This is a genomic window from Microbacterium sp. NPDC056234, from assembly GCF_042267585.1.
Lineage (GTDB): Bacteria > Actinomycetota > Actinomycetes > Actinomycetales > Microbacteriaceae > Microbacterium.
Genome location: NZ_JBHJTE010000006.1, coordinates 21029 through 43672 on the forward strand (window position 1 = coordinate 21029; position 22644 = coordinate 43672).

At 68.4% G+C, this 22644-nt stretch carries 26 protein-coding genes and 1 tRNA gene; 17 read left to right on the plus strand and 10 right to left on the minus strand.

The window, feature by feature from the left end; translation table 11 throughout:
- The first annotated feature begins 24 nt into the window (after positions 1–24).
- The 3 genes from ACFCYE_RS15730 (at position 25) to ACFCYE_RS15740 (ending at position 1754) form a co-directional block, all read left to right on the plus strand.
- Positions 25–98 (plus strand) — tRNA-Pro (locus ACFCYE_RS15730).
- 347 nt (positions 99–445) lie between these two features.
- Positions 446–973, plus strand: coding sequence for a hypothetical protein (locus ACFCYE_RS15735; RefSeq protein ID WP_376180223.1), 528 nt, complete (start codon positions 446–448; stop codon positions 971–973).
- An 88-nt stretch (positions 974–1061) separates the two neighbouring features.
- Positions 1062–1754, plus strand: coding sequence for an aspartate/glutamate racemase family protein (locus ACFCYE_RS15740; protein ID WP_376180225.1), 693 nt, complete (start codon positions 1062–1064; stop codon positions 1752–1754).
- A 54-nt stretch (positions 1755–1808) separates the two neighbouring features.
- On the opposite strand, the gene ACFCYE_RS15745 is transcribed toward ACFCYE_RS15740, so the two are convergent.
- Complete coding sequence (locus ACFCYE_RS15745) at positions 1809–2405, minus strand: TetR/AcrR family transcriptional regulator (RefSeq protein WP_376180227.1); 597 nt, start codon at positions 2403–2405, stop codon at positions 1809–1811.
- 33 nt (positions 2406–2438) lie between these two features.
- Here ACFCYE_RS15745 and ACFCYE_RS15750 point away from each other — a divergent pair, with 33 nt between their 5' ends.
- The gene (locus tag ACFCYE_RS15750; RefSeq protein ID WP_376180229.1) at positions 2439–3404 is read left to right on the plus strand and encodes a DMT family transporter; all 966 of its coding nucleotides are present in this window, start codon (positions 2439–2441) and stop codon (positions 3402–3404) included.
- Between the two features lie 114 nt (positions 3405–3518).
- On the opposite strand, the gene ACFCYE_RS15755 is transcribed toward ACFCYE_RS15750, so the two are convergent.
- Complete coding sequence (locus tag ACFCYE_RS15755) at positions 3519–4481, minus strand: diacylglycerol/lipid kinase family protein (protein WP_376180231.1); 963 nt, start codon at positions 4479–4481, stop codon at positions 3519–3521.
- A 139-nt stretch (positions 4482–4620) separates the two neighbouring features.
- On the opposite strand from ACFCYE_RS15755, the gene ACFCYE_RS15760 reads away from it, so the two are divergent.
- Entirely contained in the window at positions 4621–4935 is a 315-nt protein-coding gene (locus tag ACFCYE_RS15760; protein WP_376180232.1) for a hypothetical protein, read from the plus strand.
- 20 nt (positions 4936–4955) lie between these two features.
- Here the strand turns inward: ACFCYE_RS15760 and ACFCYE_RS15765 are convergent, their stop codons facing one another.
- Positions 4956–5117 (minus strand): hypothetical protein, encoded by a 162-nt coding sequence (locus tag ACFCYE_RS15765; RefSeq protein ID WP_376180234.1) that lies wholly within the window; start codon positions 5115–5117, stop codon positions 4956–4958.
- 161 nt (positions 5118–5278) lie between these two features.
- Between ACFCYE_RS15765 and ACFCYE_RS15770 the strand changes: the two genes are divergently transcribed.
- On the plus strand, positions 5279–5590 hold the full coding sequence (locus ACFCYE_RS15770) for a hypothetical protein (protein WP_376180236.1): 312 nt from the start codon (positions 5279–5281) through the stop codon (positions 5588–5590).
- 32 nt (positions 5591–5622) lie between these two features.
- Here the strand turns inward: ACFCYE_RS15770 and ACFCYE_RS15775 are convergent, their stop codons facing one another.
- Positions 5623–6264, minus strand: a complete 642-nt coding sequence (locus tag ACFCYE_RS15775; protein ID WP_376180238.1) for a DedA family protein — start codon at positions 6262–6264, stop codon at positions 5623–5625.
- 118 nt (positions 6265–6382) lie between these two features.
- On the opposite strand from ACFCYE_RS15775, the gene ACFCYE_RS15780 reads away from it, so the two are divergent.
- Complete coding sequence (locus tag ACFCYE_RS15780) at positions 6383–7006, plus strand: SGNH/GDSL hydrolase family protein (protein WP_376180240.1); 624 nt, start codon at positions 6383–6385, stop codon at positions 7004–7006.
- Between the two features lie 63 nt (positions 7007–7069).
- Positions 7070–7450, plus strand: coding sequence for a hypothetical protein (locus ACFCYE_RS15785; RefSeq protein WP_376180242.1), 381 nt, complete (start codon positions 7070–7072; stop codon positions 7448–7450).
- Between the two features lie 17 nt (positions 7451–7467).
- Here the strand turns inward: ACFCYE_RS15785 and ACFCYE_RS15790 are convergent, their stop codons facing one another.
- From ACFCYE_RS15790 to ACFCYE_RS15800, 3 genes are read right to left on the minus strand one after another with little or no spacing between them, the layout of a single operon-like run.
- Entirely contained in the window at positions 7468–10857 is a 3390-nt protein-coding gene (locus tag ACFCYE_RS15790) for an error-prone DNA polymerase (RefSeq protein WP_376180244.1), read from the minus strand.
- Positions 10857–12383: a DNA polymerase Y family protein gene (locus ACFCYE_RS15795; RefSeq protein WP_376180245.1), complete on the minus strand. Its 1527-nt coding sequence runs from the start codon at positions 12381–12383 to the stop codon at positions 10857–10859. Before ACFCYE_RS15795 ends, ACFCYE_RS15790 begins: the two co-directional genes overlap by 1 nt.
- Positions 12380–13141: a hypothetical protein gene (locus ACFCYE_RS15800; protein ID WP_376180247.1), complete on the minus strand. Its 762-nt coding sequence runs from the start codon at positions 13139–13141 to the stop codon at positions 12380–12382. The genes ACFCYE_RS15795 and ACFCYE_RS15800 overlap by 4 nt, the downstream gene beginning before the upstream one ends.
- Positions 13142–13272: 131 nt before the next feature.
- Between ACFCYE_RS15800 and ACFCYE_RS15805 the strand changes: the two genes are divergently transcribed.
- From ACFCYE_RS15805 to ACFCYE_RS15830, 6 genes are all read left to right on the plus strand, one after another.
- Positions 13273–13746 (plus strand): prepilin peptidase, encoded by a 474-nt coding sequence (locus ACFCYE_RS15805; protein ID WP_376180249.1) that lies wholly within the window; start codon positions 13273–13275, stop codon positions 13744–13746.
- 19 nt (positions 13747–13765) lie between these two features.
- A complete protein-coding gene (locus ACFCYE_RS15810) occupies positions 13766–13981 on the plus strand; it encodes a response regulator (RefSeq protein WP_376180250.1) in 216 nt (71 codons plus the stop codon).
- An 11-nt stretch (positions 13982–13992) separates the two neighbouring features.
- Positions 13993–14625: a CYTH domain-containing protein gene (locus ACFCYE_RS15815; RefSeq protein ID WP_376180251.1), complete on the plus strand. Its 633-nt coding sequence runs from the start codon at positions 13993–13995 to the stop codon at positions 14623–14625.
- A gap of 76 nt (positions 14626–14701) precedes the next feature.
- Complete coding sequence (locus tag ACFCYE_RS15820; RefSeq protein ID WP_376180253.1) at positions 14702–15859, plus strand: type III polyketide synthase; 1158 nt, start codon at positions 14702–14704, stop codon at positions 15857–15859.
- Complete coding sequence (locus ACFCYE_RS15825) at positions 15852–16559, plus strand: methyltransferase domain-containing protein (RefSeq protein WP_376180255.1); 708 nt, start codon at positions 15852–15854, stop codon at positions 16557–16559. The genes ACFCYE_RS15820 and ACFCYE_RS15825 overlap by 8 nt, the downstream gene beginning before the upstream one ends.
- Complete coding sequence (locus tag ACFCYE_RS15830; RefSeq protein ID WP_376180257.1) at positions 16552–17667, plus strand: FAD-dependent oxidoreductase; 1116 nt, start codon at positions 16552–16554, stop codon at positions 17665–17667. The genes ACFCYE_RS15825 and ACFCYE_RS15830 overlap by 8 nt, the downstream gene beginning before the upstream one ends.
- Before the next feature lie 54 nt (positions 17668–17721).
- On the opposite strand, the gene lpdA is transcribed toward ACFCYE_RS15830, so the two are convergent.
- Positions 17722–19119, minus strand: a complete 1398-nt coding sequence (gene lpdA, locus ACFCYE_RS15835) for a dihydrolipoyl dehydrogenase (RefSeq protein ID WP_376180259.1) — start codon at positions 19117–19119, stop codon at positions 17722–17724.
- Positions 19120–19128: 9 nt separating this feature from the next.
- A complete protein-coding gene (locus ACFCYE_RS15840) occupies positions 19129–19776 on the minus strand; it encodes a copper resistance protein CopC (protein WP_376180260.1) in 648 nt (215 codons plus the stop codon).
- 102 nt (positions 19777–19878) lie between these two features.
- On the opposite strand from ACFCYE_RS15840, the gene ACFCYE_RS15845 reads away from it, so the two are divergent.
- From ACFCYE_RS15845 to ACFCYE_RS15855, 3 genes are all read left to right on the plus strand, one after another.
- Positions 19879–20364, plus strand: a complete 486-nt coding sequence (locus ACFCYE_RS15845) for an FHA domain-containing protein (protein WP_376180262.1) — start codon at positions 19879–19881, stop codon at positions 20362–20364.
- Positions 20364–21056: a MerR family transcriptional regulator gene (locus tag ACFCYE_RS15850; protein WP_376180264.1), complete on the plus strand. Its 693-nt coding sequence runs from the start codon at positions 20364–20366 to the stop codon at positions 21054–21056. The genes ACFCYE_RS15845 and ACFCYE_RS15850 overlap by 1 nt, the downstream gene beginning before the upstream one ends.
- Before the next feature lie 100 nt (positions 21057–21156).
- Positions 21157–21702: a MerR family transcriptional regulator gene (locus ACFCYE_RS15855; protein WP_376180266.1), complete on the plus strand. Its 546-nt coding sequence runs from the start codon at positions 21157–21159 to the stop codon at positions 21700–21702.
- Positions 21703–21791: 89 nt separating this feature from the next.
- Here ACFCYE_RS15855 and ACFCYE_RS15860 read toward each other — a convergent pair whose 3' ends face one another.
- Complete coding sequence (locus ACFCYE_RS15860) at positions 21792–22604, minus strand: ParA family protein (RefSeq protein ID WP_376180268.1); 813 nt, start codon at positions 22602–22604, stop codon at positions 21792–21794.
- Between the last annotated feature and the right edge of the window lie 40 nt (positions 22605–22644).

Below are 22644 nucleotides of genomic sequence, written 5' to 3' on the forward strand. Positions count from 1 at the left end.
TTGCCTGCGCGTGAGCGAAGGTGACGGGCTGTGGCGCAGCTTGGTAGCGCACTTGACTGGGGGTCAAGGGGTCGCAGGTTCAAATCCTGTCAGCCCGACAGTACGACGAAAGGGACCGGCCGAAGGCTGGTCCCTTTCGTCGTACCCGAAGTCTTTCAGCGGGGCCACGCGGCGCCGAGGGCTCCGCGCGCCGCTGTTGCTGGAACGCGAATTTGGCTGTGTGCTCGGAGGCGCGTGGAGGCCGTCGTGGGGACGCAGCCCCACCAGACAGAACCACAAAAGGGAACTGCCGAGTCCCGACGTCTTCGGTGGGGCCTCACGGCGCAGAGAGCTCCGACGCGCCGCCGTCGAGGATGGTAGGCGGTCACCCGAAATCAGTGTGACCGGGCGCAATGTCGGAAGCCTCGGAAATACTGCAGATCCAGGACCGATGTGAGGAGGCGCTGTGGAATGGCTGGCGACGCTTGGAGCGGCCGGAATCACGGGCTCGTTCGCGCTCGCGGGGACCGTGCTGCAGCGCACGGCACCAAGGGAGCTTCGGCGAGCTCGGCAGCTCTCAGCTGAGCTCGAGACGATGGAAGCGGGTTCGCCGTCGGCGCGCCTGGTAGCGGCCGCGCGTGACGACCTCGTGGCTGCTGCGGTGATCAGGACGATCGTCACCCCGTGGTCTATCACTCGGGGTATTACGTTTGCACTGATCGGTGCGGCGCTGACACTTGCCGTCGTCGCGTTCGTGCCGATGGTCCACGGCATCCTAGCCACGGTGAGCGGGGCCCCGGACGACACAGCGACGTTGATGACGCTGATGCTCGCAGGCAGTTCGATAATGCTCCTCCTGCTCGCGCTGATCCCCGCCGTGTACTCGGATAAGCAACTCAAGGAGTTCAGGACGCGCTTCCGTGCAGACTGGGGGCTCCCGGATGAACTGCAGTTGAGGCGATTCTCTGACGAAGTGCCAGCTCCGCGCGAATGACCGGAGTCCACGACGCCCACCCAGACTGTTTCAAAGTGATCACTGCGTGCCCGCCCTCGAGGGAACAACTGAGAATAGGGTCGAACCCATGAAGACGATCGGTGTGCTCGGCGGGATGAGCTGGGAGTCGTCGCTGGCATGGTATCGCTTGGCGAACGAACGGGTCCGCGAACAGTCGGGTGGTCATCATTCCGCCCGTATCCTCCTCGATTCGCTCGACTTCGCCGAGATCGAACAGCTTCAGGCGAGCGGCGATTGGAAGGCCGCGGGCGACATCCTCGCGGAGCATGCTCGCGCACTGGAACATGCCGGCGCTGAGCTGATCGTGCTGTGCACCAACACGATGCACATCGTGGCCGATCGCATCGAAGCCGCCATCGGCATCCCCTTCCTCCATATCGCCGACGTGGCCGCCGAGGCTGTGCAGGCCGCCGGGATCACGAGGGTCGGGTTGCTGGGGACGGCGTTCACCATGGAGCAGGCGTTCTACCGGGAACGCCTCGAACGGCACGGACTCGACGTGGTCGTGCCGGAGGCGGAGGACCGGGCCATCGTCCACGCGGTGATCTACGACGAGCTGGTGCATGGCATCGTCAGTCCTGAATCGCGTGCGCTGTATCGCGCGGTGATGGAGCGCCTCATCGCACGGGGTGCGGAAGGCATCATCCTCGGTTGCACCGAGATCGAGCTGCTCGTCTCATCGCAGGACTCGCCCGTCCCTGTCTTCCCCACAACAGCTCTGCACGTGGATGCCGCCATCGCAGCCGCCTCGGAGCGCTGACGGTTTCACGCGCTGTCCCGAGAAAGACCCTGGCCCGGCCGAGCGCTTCTTCGCTCAGACCAGCTCCCGCTCGAGCATCTCGCCGGCCAGACGCCGCGCCACCTCGAACGGACGCGCGAAGGTCTCCATGCCGACGGTGACGATCGCTCCTTCGTAGAGCAGCATCATCGCCTGCGCCATCGACTCGGCATCCGCCACGCCCGCCGCCGTGCACAGTTCGACGAACAGCTCGAACAGCCATGACTTCTGCCGGGCGACCTCAGGGAAGATCGGGTGCCCGTCGTGGCCGTCGCCGATCTCGGCGCGCGCGTTGATCGCACTGCAGCCCTTCGGGCTGTTCTCATCAGACCAGCTGATCGCGGCGTCGAACACAGCGAGGACGCGGGTCGTCCCCGGCGCGGATGCCGCGGCAAGGTGCTCGGCGACATGCGCGCGCCAGCGAGCATCCCGATGCTGCAGATACGAGACGACCAGCGCCTCTTTCGAGCCGAACCTGTCGTAGAGCGTCTTCTTCGTGACTCCCGCGGCTTCAGCGATGGTGTCGACGCCGACCGCGTGGATGCCGCGCTCGTAGAAGAGCCGGGAAGCGGCCTCGAGCACGCGCGTTGCGCCCGGAGTGAGCGGGGCGAGTTCAGGAACAGGAACGACCATGCAGCAACTATACCAATCTGTATAGTGGAGGCCATGAGTAAACAGATCGGTATACTGCAGATCATCGTGACGGCCGCGGCTGCCGCTGCTTTCGTCATGAGCTGGAGTTCCGGATTCCTCGTCGCCGCGATCGCCACGGACGATGTCTCGCCGTTGACGCTGCTCGTCTGGCGGTTCGTGCCGCTCGCGCTGGTCCTGCTCGTGGTGGTGGTCTCGACGGGCGCGACTCGCGGCGTCACCCTCGCCGACGTGCGGCGTCAATCGCTCATCGGGCTCTTCGCACAGTTCGGCTACTGCGCAGCGGTGTACGCGGCGATCGCCGAGGGAGTCGCCACCGGCACCACCGCACTGATCGATGCCGTCCAGCCCCTCGTGGTCGCGATGCTGGTCGGCCCGCTGCTGGGGCTGCGAGTCCGCGGGGCGCAGTGGATCGGACTGATCGTCGGAGCGCTGGGTGTCTTGCTCGTCGTGCGTTCGCAGCTCGACGACTCCACCGCGCATCCGGCCGCCTACCTGTGGCCGGCCCTCGCGATGGCATGCCTGATCATCGGCACCTTCCTTCAGCGCCGCTCGGCATCTCACACGGGGACCCTCGTCACCCTGACCATCCACGTGACTCTGACGGCCGCGGCGCTCGTCGCGGTCGCGGCGATGTTCGGCGCACTCGTCCCTCCGGCATCCGCCTCGTTCTGGTTCGCAGTCGTCTTCGCCGCCGCTTCACCGACGCTCGCGGCATACGGCCTGTACTGGTGGCTCCTGCGTCGGGTGGGCATCACCGCGCTGAACGCGCTCCTGTTCCTCGTCGCCCCGACGACCGCAGCGGCGGGTGCGCTCCTGCTCGGCGAACCGCTCACGGTCGTCACGCTCTTCGGATTCGTCCTCTGCGGCGTCGGGGTCGCGGTAGTGCTCGTGAGCGAAGCTCGAAAGGCGAGCACCCCCGGTCGCGGTGGTCGAGCCGGCTCCGTAGAACCGGTCGATCAGACCAGCGCCGCTTCGTAAGCGAGGGTCACCGCCTGGAATCGGTCACCGAGCCAGCTTCATCAGCACGCGACCGACGTGGGGCCTCACCGTCGACTCGCGCACGAACAGGCGCGCATCGATCCGAGTATGACGTCACGCCGCGTCGACGCAGAGCAGCAGCGCCCCCGGCCGGACGGTGATCCTGGCGCGTGTGACGAGACCGAAGCCGTCACCGTCGAGCTCGATGGTGTGCGGCGTCTCGAAGCGCGCATCGAACCGACGGCCCTGAGCATAGCCGAGCGCTTGCAGATCGGGAGCGAGACGAAGCATCTTCCGGCTGAACCGGGATCGACGCGCCATGCCCTGGAGGGTGAGCCTGGTGCCGATGCGCGCCCACCCGAACCGACCTTTCGGGCGCAGCATGACGACATCCAGAAGACCGTCGTCGACCTTGGCGGCCGGGATCAGCAGCATGTTGCCCGTCAGCGTGCCGCAGTTGCCGACGATGACGGTGTGGGCTCGGGCCGAGCGGGTGTGGCCGCCGTCCACACGGTAGTCCAGGTGGAACAGGCGGTTGGCGATCACGGAGCGAGCGATCGGCGTGACGTAGGCGAGCCAGCCGAGGTGCTTCTTGGCGACGCTGCTCGTGTTCTCCGCCATCTCGGCATCCAGGCCGATTCCGGCCATCACGACGAAGACGTGCGAGCGCCTGCGCTTCTCATCGTCCTCGAGTTCGGCGACAGCCACGTCGATGGCACGTGTCGTGCCCGTGAACGCGGCGGCGACGGCCCGATCGATGTCGTTCAGCGGCATCTCGAGATTGCGGGCCAGCAGATTGCCGGTGCCCGCAGGCAGCAAGGCCAGGGGAGTGCCGCGCCCGGACACGGCTTCGGCGACTGCCCGAACGGTCCCGTCCCCGCCGGAGACGATGACCACCGCCGGTCCGTCGGCGAGAGCCTGCTCCGCGGCATCCGCGCCGAAATCTTCGGACCCTGTCTCGTACCAGCGCGACGGGGCCCACCCGTGTGCACGTTCCTGTGCTTCGACGGCACGCCGCACTCGGTCGAGTGGCGTCTTGAGCGGGTTGTAGACCACCGCCGCGTGCTTCGTTTGCATCCTGTTGAGCCTAGGCGTCCCACACCCTCAGCGGAGACGACCGCCTCAGGTGATCGATCGATGGCGACCCGTGTCTTTTCCCGAGTGTCCGCCGCCCCCGCTCACGGGCGTGAGCGCGGAAATACGGTACCGTCACCCTATGGGCACACTTCACTATGGCGCGTCGAATGACGCCATCCACATTGACGACCGCGCCCTCGCGCACCTCAAGATCGTCATCGCGACGAAACTGCGCAGGCAGGAGTCCTTCACACTCTCGTGGCGTCACCCGGACGGCGACCCCGTCGGCCGCTCCACGATCTGGATCCACCCGTCGATTCCGCTGCGGTTCACCTTCGAGGAGCCCGAGGCTTCTGAGCTGAATTCGAAGTGGATCGAAGCGCTGATGCACTCGGCGAACTCGACGGGCGGAATCGCGCTGATCGACGAGGTTCTCGACACGCCAGACGTCTGAACGGACCCGGCCGGGTCGGCCTACGGCAGGTCCTCGACGTCGATCGTGTCCTCGTCGGCATCCTCTTCCGCCGGTGAGGTGTCGTCCGGCGCAGGGCGGCTGTCCGTCGTAGGAAAATCGGGGTCCGTGCCGTCGGCATTCACACGGCGCTCATCGTCCGGCAGTGCTTGAGGGTCCGACATCGTCTTCTCCAATCGTCGATGCGTTCAGTGTGCGCCGCATGACGAACGCCGCCGTGGCCGTTGACAGCGGGGCGCCGCGGCAGGAGAATCCGTGCACCGAATGTCGTGGCGCCCCGCAAGGGGTCTGGCGAACCGCGCGCGTCGAGGCGTAGCGTTCCGGCATGGGCCAACTCATCTACGACAGTGAGGACCGCCCGATCGTCCTGGACGACCGGACCCTCGCGCATCTGAAGGTCGTCTTGACGACGAAGCTCCGCAGGCAGGAGGGCTTCACCCTGTCCTGGCGGCACCCGGCGACACAGCCGCGGGGCCGGTCGACGATCTGGTTGCATCCATCGATCCCGTTGCAGTTCGTCTTCGACGAACCAGAGCCGCCGGAACTGAACCAGCAGTGGATCCAGTCCCTGATGGAATCGGCGAACTCGACGGGCGGCATCGCGCTCGTCGACGAAGTCATCGAGGGGCCTGCGTAGACCGCTCCGTCTCGAAAGGTCGCGACGCCGGTTCAGACGGCGGCGCGGTCGCGACGGATCTGCCGCACGCGCACGACGACCCACACGACGACCGCGATCACAACGGCGCCGATGACCAGCTTCTGGAAGACGCCCGCATAGTCCTCGACGATGTGCCAGTTCGCGCCGAGCAGATAGCCGGCCATCACGAAGATCGTGTTCCAGATCGCGCTGCCCGCGGCGGTCAGCAGGGTGAAGCGGATCAGCGGCATCCGTTCGACACCCGCGGGGATGGAGATCAGACTGCGGAAGATGGGGATCATCCGGCCGAAAAACACGGCCTTGGAACCGTGTCGGAGGAACCAGGCTTCCGCGCGCTCGACGTCCTCGATCTTGATCAGCGGCATCCGGTCCGCGATCGCGAACAGGCGTCGCCGACCCAGCCATGCGCCGAGGCCGTACAGTGCCAGGGCGCCGACGATCGATCCGATCGTCGTCCAGATCAGCACGGCGGCCAGAGTCAGAGAGCCCTGGTGCGCGGTGAACCCGGCCAACGGCAGGATGATCTCGCTCGGCAGAGGCGGGAACAGATTCTCCAGGGCGATCGCAAGACCGGCTCCCGGTCCACCCAGCGTCTCCATCAAGGAGACAGCCCAGGCGGCGATGGCGTTGAGATTCTCGGCGCTCGACGTCATGCCACCCACGCTAGGGGAGCGAACCTGGACGATCGCGCAGAGAGCGGGGGCCGATCGATAGGATGGCCGCGGCTCGATCGAGCCGCCTCACGGCCCCGACAGATCGGATACTTCTCGAATGAGCAGCGACGCTCGCGAACGCACCATCCTCTTCTTCGGCGACAGCATCACGGATGCCGGACGCCGAGACGATCCCGAGGAGCTCGGCGACGGGTTCGTCCGCGTGATCGCGGACCGTCTCGGAGGAACCCGGCCGGACCTGCGCGTCGTCAATCGAGGGATCGGCGGCAACCGCACGGGCGATCTGATCGCGCGGCTCGAGGAGGACTGCATCGACGAGCGCCCGGATGTGGTCAGCATCCTGATCGGCATCAACGATGTCTGGCGTCGGTACGACGATGACGATGCCACCGGCGTCGAGCAGTTCGAAGCCAACCTGCGCACCATCCTCACGGCGATCCGCGAACGCACGGACGCCGCCATCGTGATCCTCGAACCCTTCCTGCTGCCCGTGACGGACAAGCTGCGCTTCCGCGAGGACCTCGACCCGAAGATCGAGATCGAACGTCGACTGGCGGACGAGTTCGGGGCTGTCTTCGTGCCCCTGGATGCCATGCTCGCCGAGAGGTCGCAGCAGAGCAGCCCCGAGGCGATCGCCGGAGACGGCATCCATCCGACCCCGGAAGGACACCTCATCGTCGCGGAGACGTGGTTGACGGCGACGGCCGATCTGCTCGGCTGACGGGGACACGGAATGAGGTGCATTCCGAGTGCGCTCCACCGGGGAAGTTCCTAGAGTGGTCTCATGGACAGAACCCTCGTGCTGGCGGCCTCTGCGCCCATCCCGGTCGGTCACCGCGTCGAGGTCGCCGAACAGCTGGACCTCGTCGGCGGGACGAGCATGGTCGTCGCGATCACGGATCTCGAGACGGGGGTGCGCTATCAGCGCGCCGAAGAGCCGTCCGGAGAGCTGTCGGTCTGGCAGGGCAGGGTGCGCACCACGACCGTGACATCCACGGCAGACGGCCCTCGGACGGCCGTGAAAGTCGACGCGGTCCGCTCGGCGGCCTCTGCTGCGGATCTCGCGCTGCGTGGCGCGGATGCCGCGGCCGAGGCGGCGAAGGACGAATCCGATCGCTGGGGATCGGACCCGCTGCCCGAGAGGGAGCCCGACCGCTTCTGGTGACCTCCCGCGGAGCGTCGTCAGCGGAAGTCCCGCGAGCGGTGCTGGATGCCGGTGCGCAGGTCTTCGAACGCATCGGCGAGCACGTTGACCACGCCCTCGGTCGATCGTTCCAGGATGCCGCGGACGATGAGCGCGGGAGAATCCCTGGCGACGCGCTGATACCTCTTCCACACTCCGGGTGAGCACACCACGTTGACCAGGCCGTGCTCGTCCTCGAGGTTGAGGAACGTGATGCCCGATGCCGTCGCCGGCCGCTGCCGGTGCGTCACGAGGCCCGCTACCTCGATGCGCCGGCCGACCTCGGATTCGGCCAGTCGTGCGGAGGCGAGCACTCCTCGTTCATCCAGCTGCGCGCGGAAATGCGCCAGCGGATGGTCGTCGGTCGCAATCCCCGTCGCCCAGAGATCAGCGGACAGCTGCTCGTATCCGGTCTGGTCGGGGAACAGCGGCGGCTGCACGGCCACGACGGTGCCCGGCAGGTAACGGGCGCGGTCCTCGGCCGCGGCCCCGGCGAGCCAGGCCGCCTCGCGGCGCTTCATCCCCATGCTCTCGAACGCGCCGGCCGTCGCCAGCGCCTCGACCTGCGCAGCGGTGGCATCCGTGCGCCGCACGAGGTCGTTCAGATCGGCGAACGGCCCGTTCTCCTCCCGCTCGGCGGCGATCCGCTTCGCGAACGGCAGCCCGATGCCGCGGACATCCGAGAGGCCGAGGCGGACGGCGTAGGCGCCGTCGCGTCGATGCGCTGCCGACTCGTCCGCTGCGGACCGGTCGAAGCGAACCGCGGCATCCGGATTCCCGTCGACGAGGCAGGAGTCGCGTCCGGTGGCGGCGCGTCCCTCGCCGGTCGGCTCGAGCGTCGCCTGTGCGGCCGAGGCATGCAGGTCGGGCCGCAGCACGCGGACACCGTGCCGACGCGCATCCGCGGTGAGGGTGGCGCCCGAGTAGAAGCCCATCGGCTGAGAACGCAGGAGGCCGGCGAGGAAAGCGGCCGGATAGTGCAGCTTCACCCAGGAACTGGCGTAGACCAGCAGCCCGAACGACAGGGAATGGGATTCGGCGAAGCCGAAGTTCGAGAACGCCTGGATCTGGGCATAGATCCGATCGGACGTGGCCTCATCGAGCCCGTGCCGCGCCATGCCGCTGTACAGCTTCTCGCGGATGCGCTCGATCTTCTCCAGCCCCCGCTTGGACCCCATCGCCCTGCGCAGCAGATCGGCCTCGTCGGCGCTGCAGTCGCCCAGTGTCGTCGCCATCTGGATGAGCTGCTCCTGGAACACGGGGATGCCCAGGGTGCGTTTCAGGATCGGCTCCAGCGCCGGGTGCGCATAGGTGACCTTCTCCTGTCCGAGTTTTCGGCGCACGAAGGGGTGCACCGCTCCGCCCTGGATGGGGCCGGGGCGGATGAGGGCGATCTGGATGACGAGGTCGTAGAACTCTCGGGGCTGGAGTCGGGGGAGCAGACCCATCTGCGCGCGGGATTCGACCTGGAACACGCCGATCGAATCAGCGCGGCACAGCATGTCGTACACCGCGGGTTCCTCCTTCGGGAGGGACTGCAGCGTCCAGCGCTCTCCGGTGGCCTCCGCGATGAGGTCGAAGCAGTGCTGAAGAGCGGCCAGCATCCCCAGGCCCAGCAGGTCGAACTTCACCAGCCCCATCCAGGCCGCGTCGTCCTTGTCCCATTGGATGACCGTGCGGTTCTCCATCCTGGCGTGCTCGACGGGAACCACTTCGCCGACCGGCCTCGCGGTCAGCACCATGCCGCCGGAGTGGATGCCGAGATGCCGCGGCGCCTTCAGCAGATCCCCGGCGTACGCCAGGACCTGTGCGGGGATGTCGTGGCCTTCGGCCGGTTGCAGGTCGGCGCCCCAGCCCTCCACCTGCTTGGACCAGGCATCCTGCTGCCCGGGGGAATGACCGAGCGCCCTCGCCATGTCGCGCACGGCGTTCTTCGGACGGTACTGGATGACATTCGCCACCTGGGCGGCGCGCTCGCGGCCGTACTCGCCGTAGACCCACTGGATGATCTCCTCGCGGCGATCGGAATCGAAGTCGACGTCGATGTCGGGCTCCTCTTCGCGGGTGGTGGCGAGGAAGCGTTCGAAGGGCAGGCGGTACAGGATCGGGTCGACGGCGGTGATCCCGAGCAGATAGCAGACCGCGCTCGCCGCAGCCGATCCTCGACCCTGGCAGAGGATGCCGCGGCGCCGCGCTTCGGCCACGATGCCGTGCACGATGAGGAAGTAGCCGGGGAAGTCCTTCTCCTCGATGACGTTCAGCTCCCGCTCGATGCGGCTTCGCCCGTCGGCATCCAGGCCGGGATAGATGCGGGGGACCGCCTCCCAGACCAGGGCGCGCAGGTGACTCATCGGGGTCTGCCCGTCGGGGACCTTCATGCGCGGAAGCGCAGGGCGTGCCCTGCGCAGCTCGAAGGCGCTGTCGCGGGCGATGGCGAGTCCGTGGCTGATCGCGCCGGGGAAGCGACGGAACCGCTCGGTCATCTCCGCACCGCTGCGCAGATGCGCTCCGCCGTGCACGGGGAGCCAGCCGTCCAACTCGTCCATGCCGCGGGTGGCGCGCACCGCGGCGACCGCCTCGGCCATGCCGACGCGCTCCGGAGCCGCGTAGTGCACATTGTTCGTCGCCACCACGGGCAGCCGCTCGGAGCGGGCGAGGTCGGCCAGAGCGTCGTTGCGACGGGAGTCCAGGGGGTCGCCGTGGTCGATGAGCTCGACGGCCACACGATCCCGCCCGAACAGATCGACGAGGCGGCGCAGAGGCGTCGCGGCATCACCCGCTGCGAGCCCCCGTCGCACGGCGCCCTTGCGGCACCCGGTGAGGATCGTCCAGTGACCATCAGCGCTCGCCGCGAGCTCATCGATGTCGTACCGGGGGCGGCCCTTCTCGCCGCCGCGCAGCTGTGCGCGGGTGATCGCGCCGGAGAGCCGGTGGTAGCCCTCGATTCCGTTCGCGAGGACCAGCAGATGCTCGCCCGGCGGGTCGGGAGACCCCTTCCGCGGGGCGGTGAGATTCAGTGACAGCTCGGCGCCGAATACGGTCCGCACGTCGAAACCGCCGACGTCCGCTGCTTCGGCGAAACGTGCGGCCCCGTAGAAGCCGTCGTGATCGGTGATCGCCAGAGCGGTGAGTCCGAGACGTTCTGCCTCGGTGAGCAGATCCTCGGGAGAGGAAGCACCGTCAAGGAACGAGAAGGTGGAGTGGGCGTGCAGTTCGGCGTAGGGGACGGCATCCGGTGGGCGGATGATCGGTGCCGGCGGCTCGGCGCGTCGCTTCCTGCTGATCGGGCCAGGGTCGGGGCGGACGGGGACGCCCTCTGGAGGCTCGCGGGCGCTCAGCGTCTCCTCGAGCTCGCGCCAGCTCATGCCCGGATGGTTCTGCCAGCCCATCAGACGTACCTCCCTTCAGCCCACCAGCTCTCGTGCTCCCACAGCACGAGCCAGGCGCGCTGGGCGGCGTCGACGATCTGGAACCGATGGGCGCTCTGCGCGGCATCCGGATCCCACCCGTGCTCGCGCAGCGGCCACGGGCCTGCCCAGGAGAGCACCGCGGCATCCGCGATGAACGCGGGCGCGGCCGAGAGCACGCCCCTCGCATCGACGGCGGGGGTGGATCGGTCCACCGCAGTGACCGTGATCGGCCGCGGAGGAGTGAAGACCTCGGCGGGGTGCGGCGCAGGCAGACTCCCCGGCCACGGCAGGGTCGGGTCGCGCTCGATCGGGGCGCGATCGCCCCAGGGCTGCAGCTGCTGACGATCGGCCATGCGCCGCCCGCCGACGATCACCGGAGTGACGACACCCTGATGACCGAGCAGCGCCTGCACACGGGAGACGGCATGATGCAGACGCTCCTCCGGACCTTGGCCGAACAGCCCGGGCTGGTGGTGCCGGCTGTCGTCCGTGCGGGTCGGGATGATCCGCACGGTCACGATGCCGGCGGGAACGCGATCCGAGACATCCGATGCCGCAGGGCGCAGCGTCTCGAGCTGCCAGCGGACCCGGTCGACGAGGTCGGCGGCTTCGAAGGACGTCGGATGCATCCACACCCGAGAGGAGACGGCTCCGTCGTCGTCGGTGAACTCGATGCGGACCTCTGTGCAGACCAGCGAGGCCTCGGCCAGTCCGGCGAACACGGCGTCAGCGGTCTGCCGGACGGCGAAGGCCACCTGATCGGCCTGGCTGAGAGGCGACTCGAACGACACCTCTCGGGAGAGTTCGGGGGGAGGGGATCCGGTCGGCAGCGGGCGGGAGTCGGCCCCCGCGGCCAGGGCGTGCAGGCGGGCGCCGCGCTCGCCGAAGCGGTCTCGGATCATGTTCTCGCCGAGGCGGGCGAAGTCGGCGAGGCGCCTGACTCCCAGCCGATCGAGCAGCGCGGTGATCTCCTCGTCGCCGAGGACCTGGATGGGCAGTGGGGCGAGGAAAGCGCCGGCGCCTCCCGCCGGAACGACCAGTGCCGGATCGCCCAGTCGCGCCGCCTGCTCGGCGGTGAACAGCCCGTCGGCGACCCCGGCCCTGGTTCCCGGGTAACCGTGCTCGGCGAGCACCTCGATCAGCATGCGTGCCGCCTCGGCCTCGCCGCCGTAGTAGCGGGAGGGCCCGCGCGCGCGAAGGGCGGCGAGGCCGGGGCGCAGCGGCTGGACGCCAGGCACCTGTTCTTCGAGCAGTCGCAGGACGGGCAGGAATGCGCTCTCGTCTCTGAGCTGGTCGGCGTTCAGCAGCTGCAGCGAGGGGGAGCGGGATTGCGCCAGCCGTCGTCGCTGCCCGCGGCGCACCCCCTGCGCGCGGGCCTCGGCGGAGCAGGCGATGATCGTGTTCGCCTGCACGACGGCCACCGGACCGTACGGCGGCGGGGCGCCGACGGCTGCGCGCACCGGCCAATCCGGCAGCCACAGCACGAGATGACGGGGTGGCATCATCCCGCCACCGCCCAGCGATCGGGCACGCGGGGGCGCTCGTCCGCCGTTCGGCGCAGCGGCGCGACGGGACGCAGCGGGGTCGGCGCGGCATCCACGCGTCCCAGGGAACCGGGCAGCCGCACCTGGATGCGACGCTGCGTCTCCAGCCGGCGGGACGAGCAGCTGAGCGTGACCGTGCGATCGGCGAGCAGCCCCCACCCCTCGCCGAGTCCGTGCCATTCGGTCTCTTCCACCCGCAGCGTGGCCTCGCTCTGCGGCCAGCGGGCCGTGACCAGGAGCGTGCAGGCGCGATCGCGCAGCCGCGCGTTCATGCGCTGGATATCGGGATCCGACACCCGACTCCGCGGATGCACGGCGATGAGCGGCACGACCTCTGACAGGGCGGAGGCCACGGTGAGCCAGCGCGGGCCTGGGTCGGGAACGAGGATGAGACGCGACAGCTCGACGCCGAATCCGGCCATCGCCTCGATGCCGAGGGTCGGCATTCCGACGACGGCGCACCACGAGCCCTTCTGCGATGGGGCGGCCAGCAGAGCGCCGAGCAGACTCGGCGAGGGCATGAGGGAGTATGCGGCGCCGGTGCGCAGTCCGTCATCGGGAAGCAGCCCTTCCAATGCCGGGTCGATCGGGAGCAGAGGGACATCGCTGCGTCGACGCTGCATGCGCGAGATCTCGCTGCGCAGCCGATGCAGTTCCTGCGCGCGGGAGGCGGTGCTCTCGCGGGGGAGAGCGGTCGGGGCGGAGAGTGCGGTGCCCATGGATCCATCCTCGAAGATATCTACGAATAAATCAAGTGATCCTTCGAGACTAATTCGGACATCGGACATCGGCGCAAGGGGTTATCCACAGCCCTGCCCCGTGTCGATCACCGATCGCCTAGCCTTCGGGGATGCCCGAACTCCTGCACGTCGCGATCATCATCGCCGTGCACGCCGCGCTCGTCGGCATCGGGGCCTGGCTCATCGTCATCGACGCGCGAACGCACCGGCTGCCGAACCGGATCGTCCTGCCCATGGGTGCCTCGCTCCTCGTACTGGTCGGCATCGAGGCGCTCGCCGCAGGCGATGCATCCGCCCTCATCCGGGGACTGGCCGGGCTGGTGATCCTCGGCGGCTTCTACGCCGTGCTGCACATCGCCGGGGGCGGAGTCGGCGGCGGCGATGTGAAGCTGGCAGCCGTGATCGGGATCATCCTGGGGTGGCATGGCTGGCAGCCGCTGATCATCGGCGCCGCAGCCGCCTTCGTCCTCGGAGCCGTCTATGCACTAGGGCTGATGGCTCTGCGTCGGGCGCAACGCAGTACGCGCATCGCCTTCGGGCCGTGGATGATCGTCGGAGCGGTCGTGGGCATCGCCATGGGGTGACGAGGGCTATGGTGTGTTCATGGCACTCGCACGACTTCACGGTGGCCCGCTGGACGGGCAGCTCCTTCCGCTCGACGCGGACGCCGATGACAAGCTGATCGTTCCCTACGCCGAGACCCAGGTGGTCTACCACCGCCGCGGCGAGCCGCAGAACACCGGCGACAGCGACGGACCGACCGAGGTCGACTACTGGTTCGAGGAGTCGCTCGAGGACCTCACCCCATCGGATGACTGAGGCCCGGTCGGATGACTGAGGCCACGAACGGCTCGGAGCCGTCGCGCACGGTCGAGGTCGAGCGCAAGTACGACGTCGACGACGGTACGCCTCTGCCGCAGTGGGATCGCATCCCCGGCGTCGACACGGTCACGACGGGGGAGCTGCGCGCTCTCGACGCCGGCTACCTCGACACAGCGGACGCTGCGCTCTCCCGGTCGGGGGTCGCTGTGCGCCGCCGCACCGGAGGACCGGATGCCGGCTGGCATATCAAGGGACCGCGCGAAGGCGACGGACGTCTGGAGATCGGCTGGCCGCTCGGCGAGGACGATCGCGTTCCGGATGCCGTGGCCGACACGCTCGCCCGCTGGACGACCGAACCGCTGACGCCGCTCGCCAGGATCGAGAACGACCGGACCGCCTATCTGCTGACCGGACCCGACGGCGTCGTCGCCGAGTTCGTCGACGACCGCGTCCGCGCGACGGATCTCCGTCAGGGCGCGCAGCGTGCATGGCGGGAGTGGGAGTTCGAACTCGGGCCGGCCGCGCCGTCGGATCCAGAGGGACGCGAGCGGCTGTTCGCGGCGGCTGAGCGGGCGATCTTCGCCGCGGGTGGTCGGCACGCGGCATCCGGATCGAAGCTCGCGCGCGCACTCGGATTCTGATCCGCGTGCGATAGTCGCAGCGGCGAATGCTGACAAGCCCCTGGCATTCCACGGGTCGACATGTCAGCGTGTGCTCATGAGCGCCTACCTCCGAGTGCCGCAGACCGTTCTCCCATCGACTCCGCTGCATCAGGACGAGGTGCGGGAGGTCTTCGCCTCGCAGCCGGACATCGACCGCAGAGCCTCGCGCATCGTGAACGCCTCCTTCGGTGGTTCGGGGATCGAGACCCGTTACACGGCGATCACCGAACTCGGCCCCCAGCACACCGGCGAGGCGACGTTCTACGACCGCTCGTCGAACCGGCTGCTCGCCCCGGGGACATCGGCGCGCAACGAACTGTACGTCCGCGCGGCGACACCGATGTTCGTGGAGGCCGCCAGGAAGGCGCTCGAGGCATCCGAGGACATCGCCCCCGAGGACGTCACGCACGTCATCACGGTCTCCTGCACCGGTTTCCACGCCCCGGGCCCCGACTTCGCGATCGTCACCGAACTGGGCCTGCGCCCCGGCGTCGAGCGCTATCACTTCGGTTTCATGGGCTGCTACGCGGCGATCCCGGCGCTGCGGGCAGCAGCCCAGTTCTGCCGCGCGGATGCCGAGGCGGTCGTCCTCGTGGTCAGCGCCGAGCTGTGCACGCTGCACCTGCGCTCCTCAAGCGATCCGGACACGATCATCGCCTCCTCGCTCTTCGCGGACGGCGCCGCCGGGGCGCTCGTCACCGGGCGACCGCCGGCCCCCGGCATCCCGGGTGCGGAGTTGGACTCGTTCGCCACGGCGATCGCACCGGACTCCGTCGAACACATGGCCTGGACGATCGGCGATCACGGCTTCGAGATGATCCTGTCCACGGCTGTGCCCAAGGTGATCGAGGCGAACATCGACGACGCGCTCGGAGCCCTCTGCGCGGCAGACGAGGAACTGACCTACGCGCGCGACTGCGATGATCTGGCCGATACGGTCACGCACTGGGCCGTGCACCCCGGAGGTCGTGACATCCTCGACCGCGTGCAGCACAAGGTGGGGCTCACGGGCGCACAACTGGATGCCGCTCGCGAGGTGCTGCGCACCTGCGGCAACATGTCCAGCGCGACCGTGCTGTTCGTGATCCGCCGCATTCTGCTCGATGACGCATCGCGAACGGGGCAGCGTCTCATCGCGATGGCCTTCGGCCCGGGTCTCACTATGGAGGGCGGGGTCATGACCGTGCTCGGCGGGACGGGGGACGGTGCCTGACCTGAGCAGGCGCGACACGGCGGCGCGCGAGCTCATGGACGCCCCGGACGCCGATCGGGCGGCCCTGGAGCGCACGTACGATCGATTCCGGCTCATCAATCCCGTGGTCGGCGGCTGGCGACGAATCTATCGGCGGCGGATCCGGCCCAGGGTGCTGGCCGGCGACGTGCGGATCCTGGACATCGGCTCCGGTGGTGGTGATGTCACTCGCAGGCTCGCACGATGGGCGCGACGGGATGCGTCGAGGGCCGTCGTCACTGCGCTCGACGCGGATCCCCGCGCGACCGCCTGGGCTGAGCGGCAGGGCGGGCCGTCGAACGTCCGATACCGCACCGGTACGACTGCCGAACTCGTGGCCGCCGGTGAGCGCTTCGACGTCGTGGTGTCGAATCACCTGCTGCATCATCTGGACAGCGTGCCCGATCTGCTGCGCGAGTCCGAGGAGCTGCTGGATCCCGCCGGCATCGCCGTGCATGTCGACATCGCCCGCAGCCCGCGCGCCTATGCGCTGTTCGACGCGCTGACTCGCCCCCTCCAGCCCACCCTGCTCGCCGGCTCCTTCATCCGTGCGGACGGGCTGACCAGCATCCGTCGCTCGTACACCGTGGACGAACTCGCCGAGCTCGCACCACTGGGGTGGTCGGCGAAGCCGGCGACCCCCTGCCGTGCGCTGCTGATCCGAGAGGGTGAGCGTGGCTGACTGCGATGTCGCGATCGTCGGGGCCGGACCGGCCGGACTCCTGCTGGCGTGCGTGCTGGCGCAGCACGGCACGAGCGTGAGGGTGCTCGAGAGGGGGCAGGGACGCGACGATCGATCACGAGCGATCGGGATCCATCCGCCCGGACTCGCCGCGTTGCGGGCCGCGGGGATCGAGGATGCGTTCCGCGCCGAAGCGCTGACGCTCTCCGGCGGAACGGTGACCTCCCGTGGCCTCGTGCTCGCGGAACTCGATTTCGCGGCCGGATCCGAGGTCCTCACGCTTCCGCAGGCGCGTACGCACGCTCTGCTGCAGGGCCGACTGGCCGAGCTGGCTCCGGATGCCGTGCGCACCGGTGTCACGGTGCACGAGGTGATCCCGGAGGGCGGTGCCGCGAGGGCGCTCGTCGCCCGAGACGATCGCGAGGGCGAGATCTGCGCGCGGGTGGTGGTCGTCGCGGACGGTGTGCACAGCGGCATCCGAGACCGGCTGCGAGTGCCGTGGCACCGGAAACCGGGCCGGGCGGACTACACGATGCTGGACGTCGTCGACGCGCCGCCCGACGACAGGGCTCGGCTGCACCTCGAACCCGATGGCGTGGTCGAATCCTTCCCGCTCCCAGGACGAGGGCGGCGCTGGGTGATCCGTGAGCGTGCGCCTGCGCAGCGCACCGCGGCATCCTTCGCCCGCACGGTGCTGGCGCGCACCGGCTTCGACATCGGCGACACCGGTGATGCCGAGCCGCAGTTGTTCCGCGCCGGGCAGCACAGTGCCGGCCGGCTCGTGCACGGGGCGGTCGTTCTGCTCGGCGATGCCGCGCACGAGATCAGCCCGATCGGGGGACAGGGCATGAATCTCGCCTGGATCGCCGCCTGCCGGCTCGCGGTCGCGCTGACGGAGCGATCCGATCGGGATGCCGCCCTCAGCGCGTACGAGCGGGTGTCGCTGCGGGCAGCCGCCGTCGCGCAGAGGCGCGCTCGATTCAACATGGCGATGGGGGCGCCGATGGCGCGTGTGCCCCGATCCTCGCGCGATGCGGCCATACGTCTGCTCGCCAGGGGTGCCAGCGGACGCCGCATGCTCGGGGCGATGACCATGAGCGGTCTGTGAACGACGGACGGCCCGGCCGCCGGAAGGCGGGCCGGGCCGTCGGGCTCGAGGCGATCAGAGGTTGATCATGTGCCCCGAGAGACCGTGGAAGGCCTCCTGGAGCGCCTCGGACAGCGTGGGGTGCGTGTGCACGTTGCGGGCGGCCTCGAGTGCGGTGAGGTCCCACTTCTGTGCGAGCGTCAGCTCGGGGAGCAGTTCGGACACATCGGGACCGATCAGGTGGCCGCCGATGAGCTCGAGGTGCTCGGCATCCGCGATCAGCTTGACGAAGCCGATCGGCTCGCCGAGGCCGTTCGCCTTGCCGTTCGCGCTGAACGGGAACTTCGCCACCTTGATCTCGCGACCCTCGGCTCGTGCCTGCTCCTCGGTGAGTCCGAAGCTGGCGACCTGCGGCTGGCAGAACGTCGCGCGCGGCATCATCCGGTAGTCGCCCAGTGTCTGGGTCTCGGCGCCGGCGATGGTCTCGGCGACGACGACGGCCTGCGCCTCGGCGACGTGTGCGAGCTGAAGCTTCGCTGTGACGTCACCGATCGCGTAGATGCCCTCGACGTTGGTGCGCATGTGGTCATCGATGTCGATCGCTCCGCGCTCGGTCAGTGCGACACCCGTGTTCTCCAGGCCGTAGCCCTTCACGTTCGCGGCGAAGCCGACCGACATCAGCACCTTGCCGGTTTCGATCGAGGTCTGCTGGCCGTCCTGGCCCGTGTAGGTCACCGTGACCGAGGAGCCGTTGTCGACGATCGTCTCGACCTTGGTGGAGGTGAGGATGTCGATGCCGTACTTCTTGTACTGCTTGGTGATCTCCTTGGAGACCTCCACGTCTTCGTTCGGCAGTGCGCGGTCGAGGAACTCGACGATGGTCACCTTGACGCCGTAGTTCGACAGCACGTAGGCGAACTCCATGCCGATGGCTCCGGCGCCGACGATCACGATCGACTCGGGCAGCTCGCGGGAGAGGATCTGCTCCTCGTAGGTGACGACGTTCTCGCTGAGCTGCACACCGGGCAGCAGACGCACGGTCGAGCCGGTGGCGATGATGGCGTTGTCGAACGTGACCTCTTCGGTCGTGCCGTCGGACTTCGCGACCGAGATCGCCTTCGGCCCGGTGAAGGTGCCTCGGCCGTCGTACTCGGTGACCTTGTTCTTCTTCATCAGGTAGTGGATGCCCTTGACATGGGTCTCCGCCACCTTGCGGCTGCGATCGAAGGCCGCGCCGAAGTCGAAGTGCACATCACCCGAGATGCCGAAGAACTCGGCTTTGTGGGTGAACGTGTGGGCGATCTCCGCGTTCTTCAGGAGGGACTTGGAGGGGATGCAGCCCACGTTCAGGCACACACCGCCCCAGTACTTCTCCTCGATGATCGCGGTGGACAGCCCGAGTTGAGCGCTGCGGACGGCGGCGACGTATCCGCCAGGGCCCGCGCCGAGGATGACGACATCGTAATGTGGCATGGTTCCAGCCTAGCCCTCTGCAGACACGTCGGAATCGGAGTCCGCGCCACCGCGTCGACTGCGGATGATCAGCCAGGTGAGGACACCGGCGACCACCAGGATGCCGAGGATCGCGACCGGCCAGATCCACGCGGCTGCGGGAGCATCGGTGTCCCGCGTCTCCGGCGCCGCGGCGTCCGGTGTCGCTGAGGACGTCTCGGCCGGAGTCGCCGTCTCGGTGGCGTGAGGGCTGGTCGTCTCGGCCGGAGCCTGCGCCGCTTCGGTCGCAGTGAAGGTGAACTCCCCGTCGGTGGGGTGTCCGTCGCTCGAGACCACCTGCCAGACCACCGTGTACTCACCGGCCGTCCCGGCACCCGCGTCCAGGGGCTGGATGAGCACCGCGCCGTCGATCTCGGGCGCTCCGGCCGTGACGTCATTGCCCGCCGCATCCATCACGACGACCGCCGTTCCACCGTCGGAGTCGATCAGGGCGGCGCTGAACGTCATCGTCAGCTCATCGGGGAGCGTCTGCACGGACGAGCCGGCCGCCGGATCCGACGACACCAGCTCATCGTGCGCTGACGCGGGATTCGTCGGGATCAGCATGAGCAGCGCTGCGAGCGACGTCGTGGCTATCGCAATGGGCAGGAACCGGAGTTTGAGAGCTTGGGCGCGCACCGCTCCAGCCTAGGAGGGACACCTAGGCGTCACCCGAGAGCGGATTCGCCCTCCCGCCGCGGCCACTCGATCAGTTAGGCTGGGACGTCTAGGGAGGGCACCGTGACAGACAGCGAGAGCCGACACATCGGAAATGCCGCGATCCATCGCGATGGGGAGCACAAGCACGATGTGACGCAGACATTCGGACACGACTCCGACCTGTCCTTCGTGCCATTCGGTGTGGAGCTGAGCGAGGCGGAGCAGACGGCGATCGCGGCGCTGCCATCCGGATCGGCGCTGCTGCTGGTGCGCTCTGGCGCGCTTGCCGGCGCGCGCTACCTGCTCGACACCGATGTGACGACGGTCGGTCGTCACCCGGAGGCCGACATCTTCTTCGACGACGTCACGGTCTCTCGTCGGCACGCCGAGGTCACCCGCACCGGAACGACGTTCGAGATCATCGATCAGCGTTCTCTCAACGGCACCTACGTGAACGGCGAACGCGCGGATCGTGCTGTCCTCGCCAACGGTTACGAGGTGCGCGTCGGCAAGTTCCGGTTGAACTTCTTCGCCTCTCCGGTCGACCTCGCGGCGGCGAACGGCTGATGCCCTCGGCCAGCCCCACCCGGGAACGCACTGCGTCCCCGGGTCTTCTGAGCATCGGTCAGGTGCTGGCGAGACTCACCCCGGAGTTCCCCGATGTGTCGGCCAGCAAGCTGCGCTTCCTCGAGGTGCGCGGCATCGTGACACCTGCGCGCACGGACTCCGGCTACCGCAAGTTCTCCACGAGCGACGTCGAACGGCTCCGTCTCGCGCTGACGCTTCAGCGCGACCACTACCTGCCGCTCAACGTGATCCGCGAGCAGCTCGACGAGGCAGAAGCCAATGGAAACCTGTCCGGCGCGCTGACGCCCCCACCGTCGATCGCTCCCGTCGCTCGGCGTTACCGGCGTGGTGAGCTGCTGTCCGCGGCCGGCGCCGCCCCGCAGCTGCTCAACGACGCGATCAGTACCGGCATCATCGCTGCCGGCGAGTCGTACTCGGAGCACGTCGTCACGTTGCTCCGCGGTCTGGTCGCCCTGGATCGCCACGGCATCGAGCCCCGACACCTGCGTTCCGTGCGGCAGAGCGCGGAACGCGACGTCGCGCTGATCGAGTCCGCGATGTCGGCGCTGCTGCGTCGGACGGATGCGGCGTCGCGCGGCAAGGCGAACGAATTGGCGCCGGAACTGGCCTCGCAGATCGACGAAGTGCGAGCACTTTTCATGAAGGATGCGCTCAGCCGCGTCCTTTCGTAACGAACTGGTTGCGACACACCTTCGGCTCAGCCGGGATGTCATTGCCGGGCACGGGGCACTGCTCTAGCGTGGAGGGTAAGCGCTGCAGGGAGGAATTCAAATGAATGCGGATGAGCTGACAGGCGACCCGCGGTTCGTGACCGAACTCCTCTTCACGGACGGTCTGCCGGCGATGGACGACGAGGTGGGGTATCGCGGCGCGGTCGCCGCTCGCGCCGCCGGGATCACATACCGCCAGCTGGACTACTGGGCTCGTACCGAGCTCGTCGTACCGACGGTGCGCGGCGCCAGCGGCTCCGGTTCGCAGCGTCTCTACGGCTTCCGCGACATTCTCGTGCTCAAGCTCGTCAAGCGGCTTCTGGACACCGGCATCTCGCTGCAGCAGATCCGCACCGCCGTCGATCAGCTGCGCGCTGCGGGCATCCGCGATCTGGCGGGCACGACCCTGATGAGCGATGGCGCATCCGTCTACCTGTGCACGTCGAACGACGAGGTCATCGACCTGGTCAGCCGCGGGCAGGGAGTCTTCGGCATCGCTGTCGGCAAGGTTCTGCGTGAGGTCGAGTCCACGCTGGTCGAGTTCGACCCGACTGCACCGGACCCCGTCGACGAACTGGCGACGCGTCGAGCCAAGCGATCGGCCTGACTCGCCCTCGAGACCTCTCGTTCACTGCGAAACCCCGTCGAATCTGCGTTGATACGACGGGGTTTCGCAATTGCCGGGAGGTCTCGGTGTCAGGCCTTCGGGCCGGTCTCGGAGAGGGGGATGCGACCGGTGCGGATGATCCGGTCCAGCAGCAGATCGAAGTCGGCGGCGAGTTCCTGAGCGGAGTCTCCGGGCCAGATGTGCAACGGCTTGGCGGCGCCCTGGGCCTGCTGGAGCGACGTCCGCTCCGGAAGCTGAGGTGAAAGGACGAGCGGACCGAACATGTCGCGCAGCTCCTTGATGCGGAACTGGTGCTCGATCGACTGCGGGCGCACGCGGTTCACGACGATGCCGAGCGGCTGCAGGCGAGGGGAGAGACCGCGCCGGATCTCCTCGATCGCGCGGAGCGCGCGGTCGGCGGCGGCGACGGAGAAGAGTCCCGGTTCGGTGACGACCATCACGCGGTCGCTCGCAGCCCAGGCGGTGCGGGTGAGGGCGTTCAGCGACGGCGCGCAGTCGATCAGGACGAGGTCGTAGTCCGACTCGACCGAGGCGAGAGCCTCTTCCATCTTCCATACGTCTCGGACGCTGGGGTGCGGGCCGTCGAAGTTGATGGCCGACGGGCTTCCGATGAGCACATCGATCGTGCCGGGGTGCACCTTCGCCCACCCGCTGGAGGTGATCGCCTGACGCACGATCTTCTCCTTCGGGTTCGCCAGGACGTCAGCGACGTTGAGCCGCCCGGCGACCTGGATGTCCATCCCCGTGGAGACATCGGACTGCGGGTCGAGGTCGACGACGAGGGTCCGGACGCCACGGGCGAAGGCCGCTGAGGCCAAGCCGAGGGTCACGGTCGTCTTGCCGACGCCTCCCTTGAGAGAGCTGACGCTGAGTACGTGCACGGACTCCACGTTACCTTGCCCTAGTCTGGGGAGACACTCA

Bases quoted from the DNA above. Each gene is read 5' to 3' on its own strand.
- ACFCYE_RS15740 (WP_376180225.1), top strand. From the start codon at position 1,062: ATGAAGACGATCGGTGTGCTCGGCGGGATGAGCTGGGAGTCGTCGCTG.
- ACFCYE_RS15745 (WP_376180227.1), bottom strand. From the start codon at position 2,405: ATGGTCGTTCCTGTTCCTGAACTCGCCCCGCTCACTCCGGGCGCAACG.
- ACFCYE_RS15750 (WP_376180229.1), top strand. From the start codon at position 2,439: ATGAGTAAACAGATCGGTATACTGCAGATCATCGTGACGGCCGCGGCT.
- ACFCYE_RS15755 (WP_376180231.1), bottom strand. From the start codon at position 4,481: ATGCAAACGAAGCACGCGGCGGTGGTCTACAACCCGCTCAAGACGCCA.
- ACFCYE_RS15760 (WP_376180232.1), top strand. From the start codon at position 4,621: ATGGGCACACTTCACTATGGCGCGTCGAATGACGCCATCCACATTGAC.
- ACFCYE_RS15765 (WP_376180234.1), bottom strand. From the start codon at position 5,117: ATGTCGGACCCTCAAGCACTGCCGGACGATGAGCGCCGTGTGAATGCC.
- ACFCYE_RS15770 (WP_376180236.1), top strand. From the start codon at position 5,279: ATGGGCCAACTCATCTACGACAGTGAGGACCGCCCGATCGTCCTGGAC.
- ACFCYE_RS15775 (WP_376180238.1), bottom strand. From the start codon at position 6,264: ATGACGTCGAGCGCCGAGAATCTCAACGCCATCGCCGCCTGGGCTGTC.
- ACFCYE_RS15780 (WP_376180240.1), top strand. From the start codon at position 6,383: ATGAGCAGCGACGCTCGCGAACGCACCATCCTCTTCTTCGGCGACAGC.
- ACFCYE_RS15785 (WP_376180242.1), top strand. From the start codon at position 7,070: ATGGACAGAACCCTCGTGCTGGCGGCCTCTGCGCCCATCCCGGTCGGT.
- ACFCYE_RS15790 (WP_376180244.1), bottom strand. From the start codon at position 10,857: ATGGGCTGGCAGAACCATCCGGGCATGAGCTGGCGCGAGCTCGAGGAG.
- ACFCYE_RS15795 (WP_376180245.1), bottom strand. From the start codon at position 12,383: ATGATGCCACCCCGTCATCTCGTGCTGTGGCTGCCGGATTGGCCGGTG.
- ACFCYE_RS15800 (WP_376180247.1), bottom strand. From the start codon at position 13,141: ATGGGCACCGCACTCTCCGCCCCGACCGCTCTCCCCCGCGAGAGCACC.
- ACFCYE_RS15805 (WP_376180249.1), top strand. From the start codon at position 13,273: ATGCCCGAACTCCTGCACGTCGCGATCATCATCGCCGTGCACGCCGCG.
- ACFCYE_RS15810 (WP_376180250.1), top strand. From the start codon at position 13,766: ATGGCACTCGCACGACTTCACGGTGGCCCGCTGGACGGGCAGCTCCTT.
- ACFCYE_RS15815 (WP_376180251.1), top strand. From the start codon at position 13,993: ATGACTGAGGCCACGAACGGCTCGGAGCCGTCGCGCACGGTCGAGGTC.
- ACFCYE_RS15820 (WP_376180253.1), top strand. From the start codon at position 14,702: ATGAGCGCCTACCTCCGAGTGCCGCAGACCGTTCTCCCATCGACTCCG.
- lpdA (WP_376180259.1), bottom strand. From the start codon at position 19,119: ATGCCACATTACGATGTCGTCATCCTCGGCGCGGGCCCTGGCGGATAC.
- ACFCYE_RS15850 (WP_376180264.1), top strand. From the start codon at position 20,364: ATGCCCTCGGCCAGCCCCACCCGGGAACGCACTGCGTCCCCGGGTCTT.
- ACFCYE_RS15855 (WP_376180266.1), top strand. From the start codon at position 21,157: ATGAATGCGGATGAGCTGACAGGCGACCCGCGGTTCGTGACCGAACTC.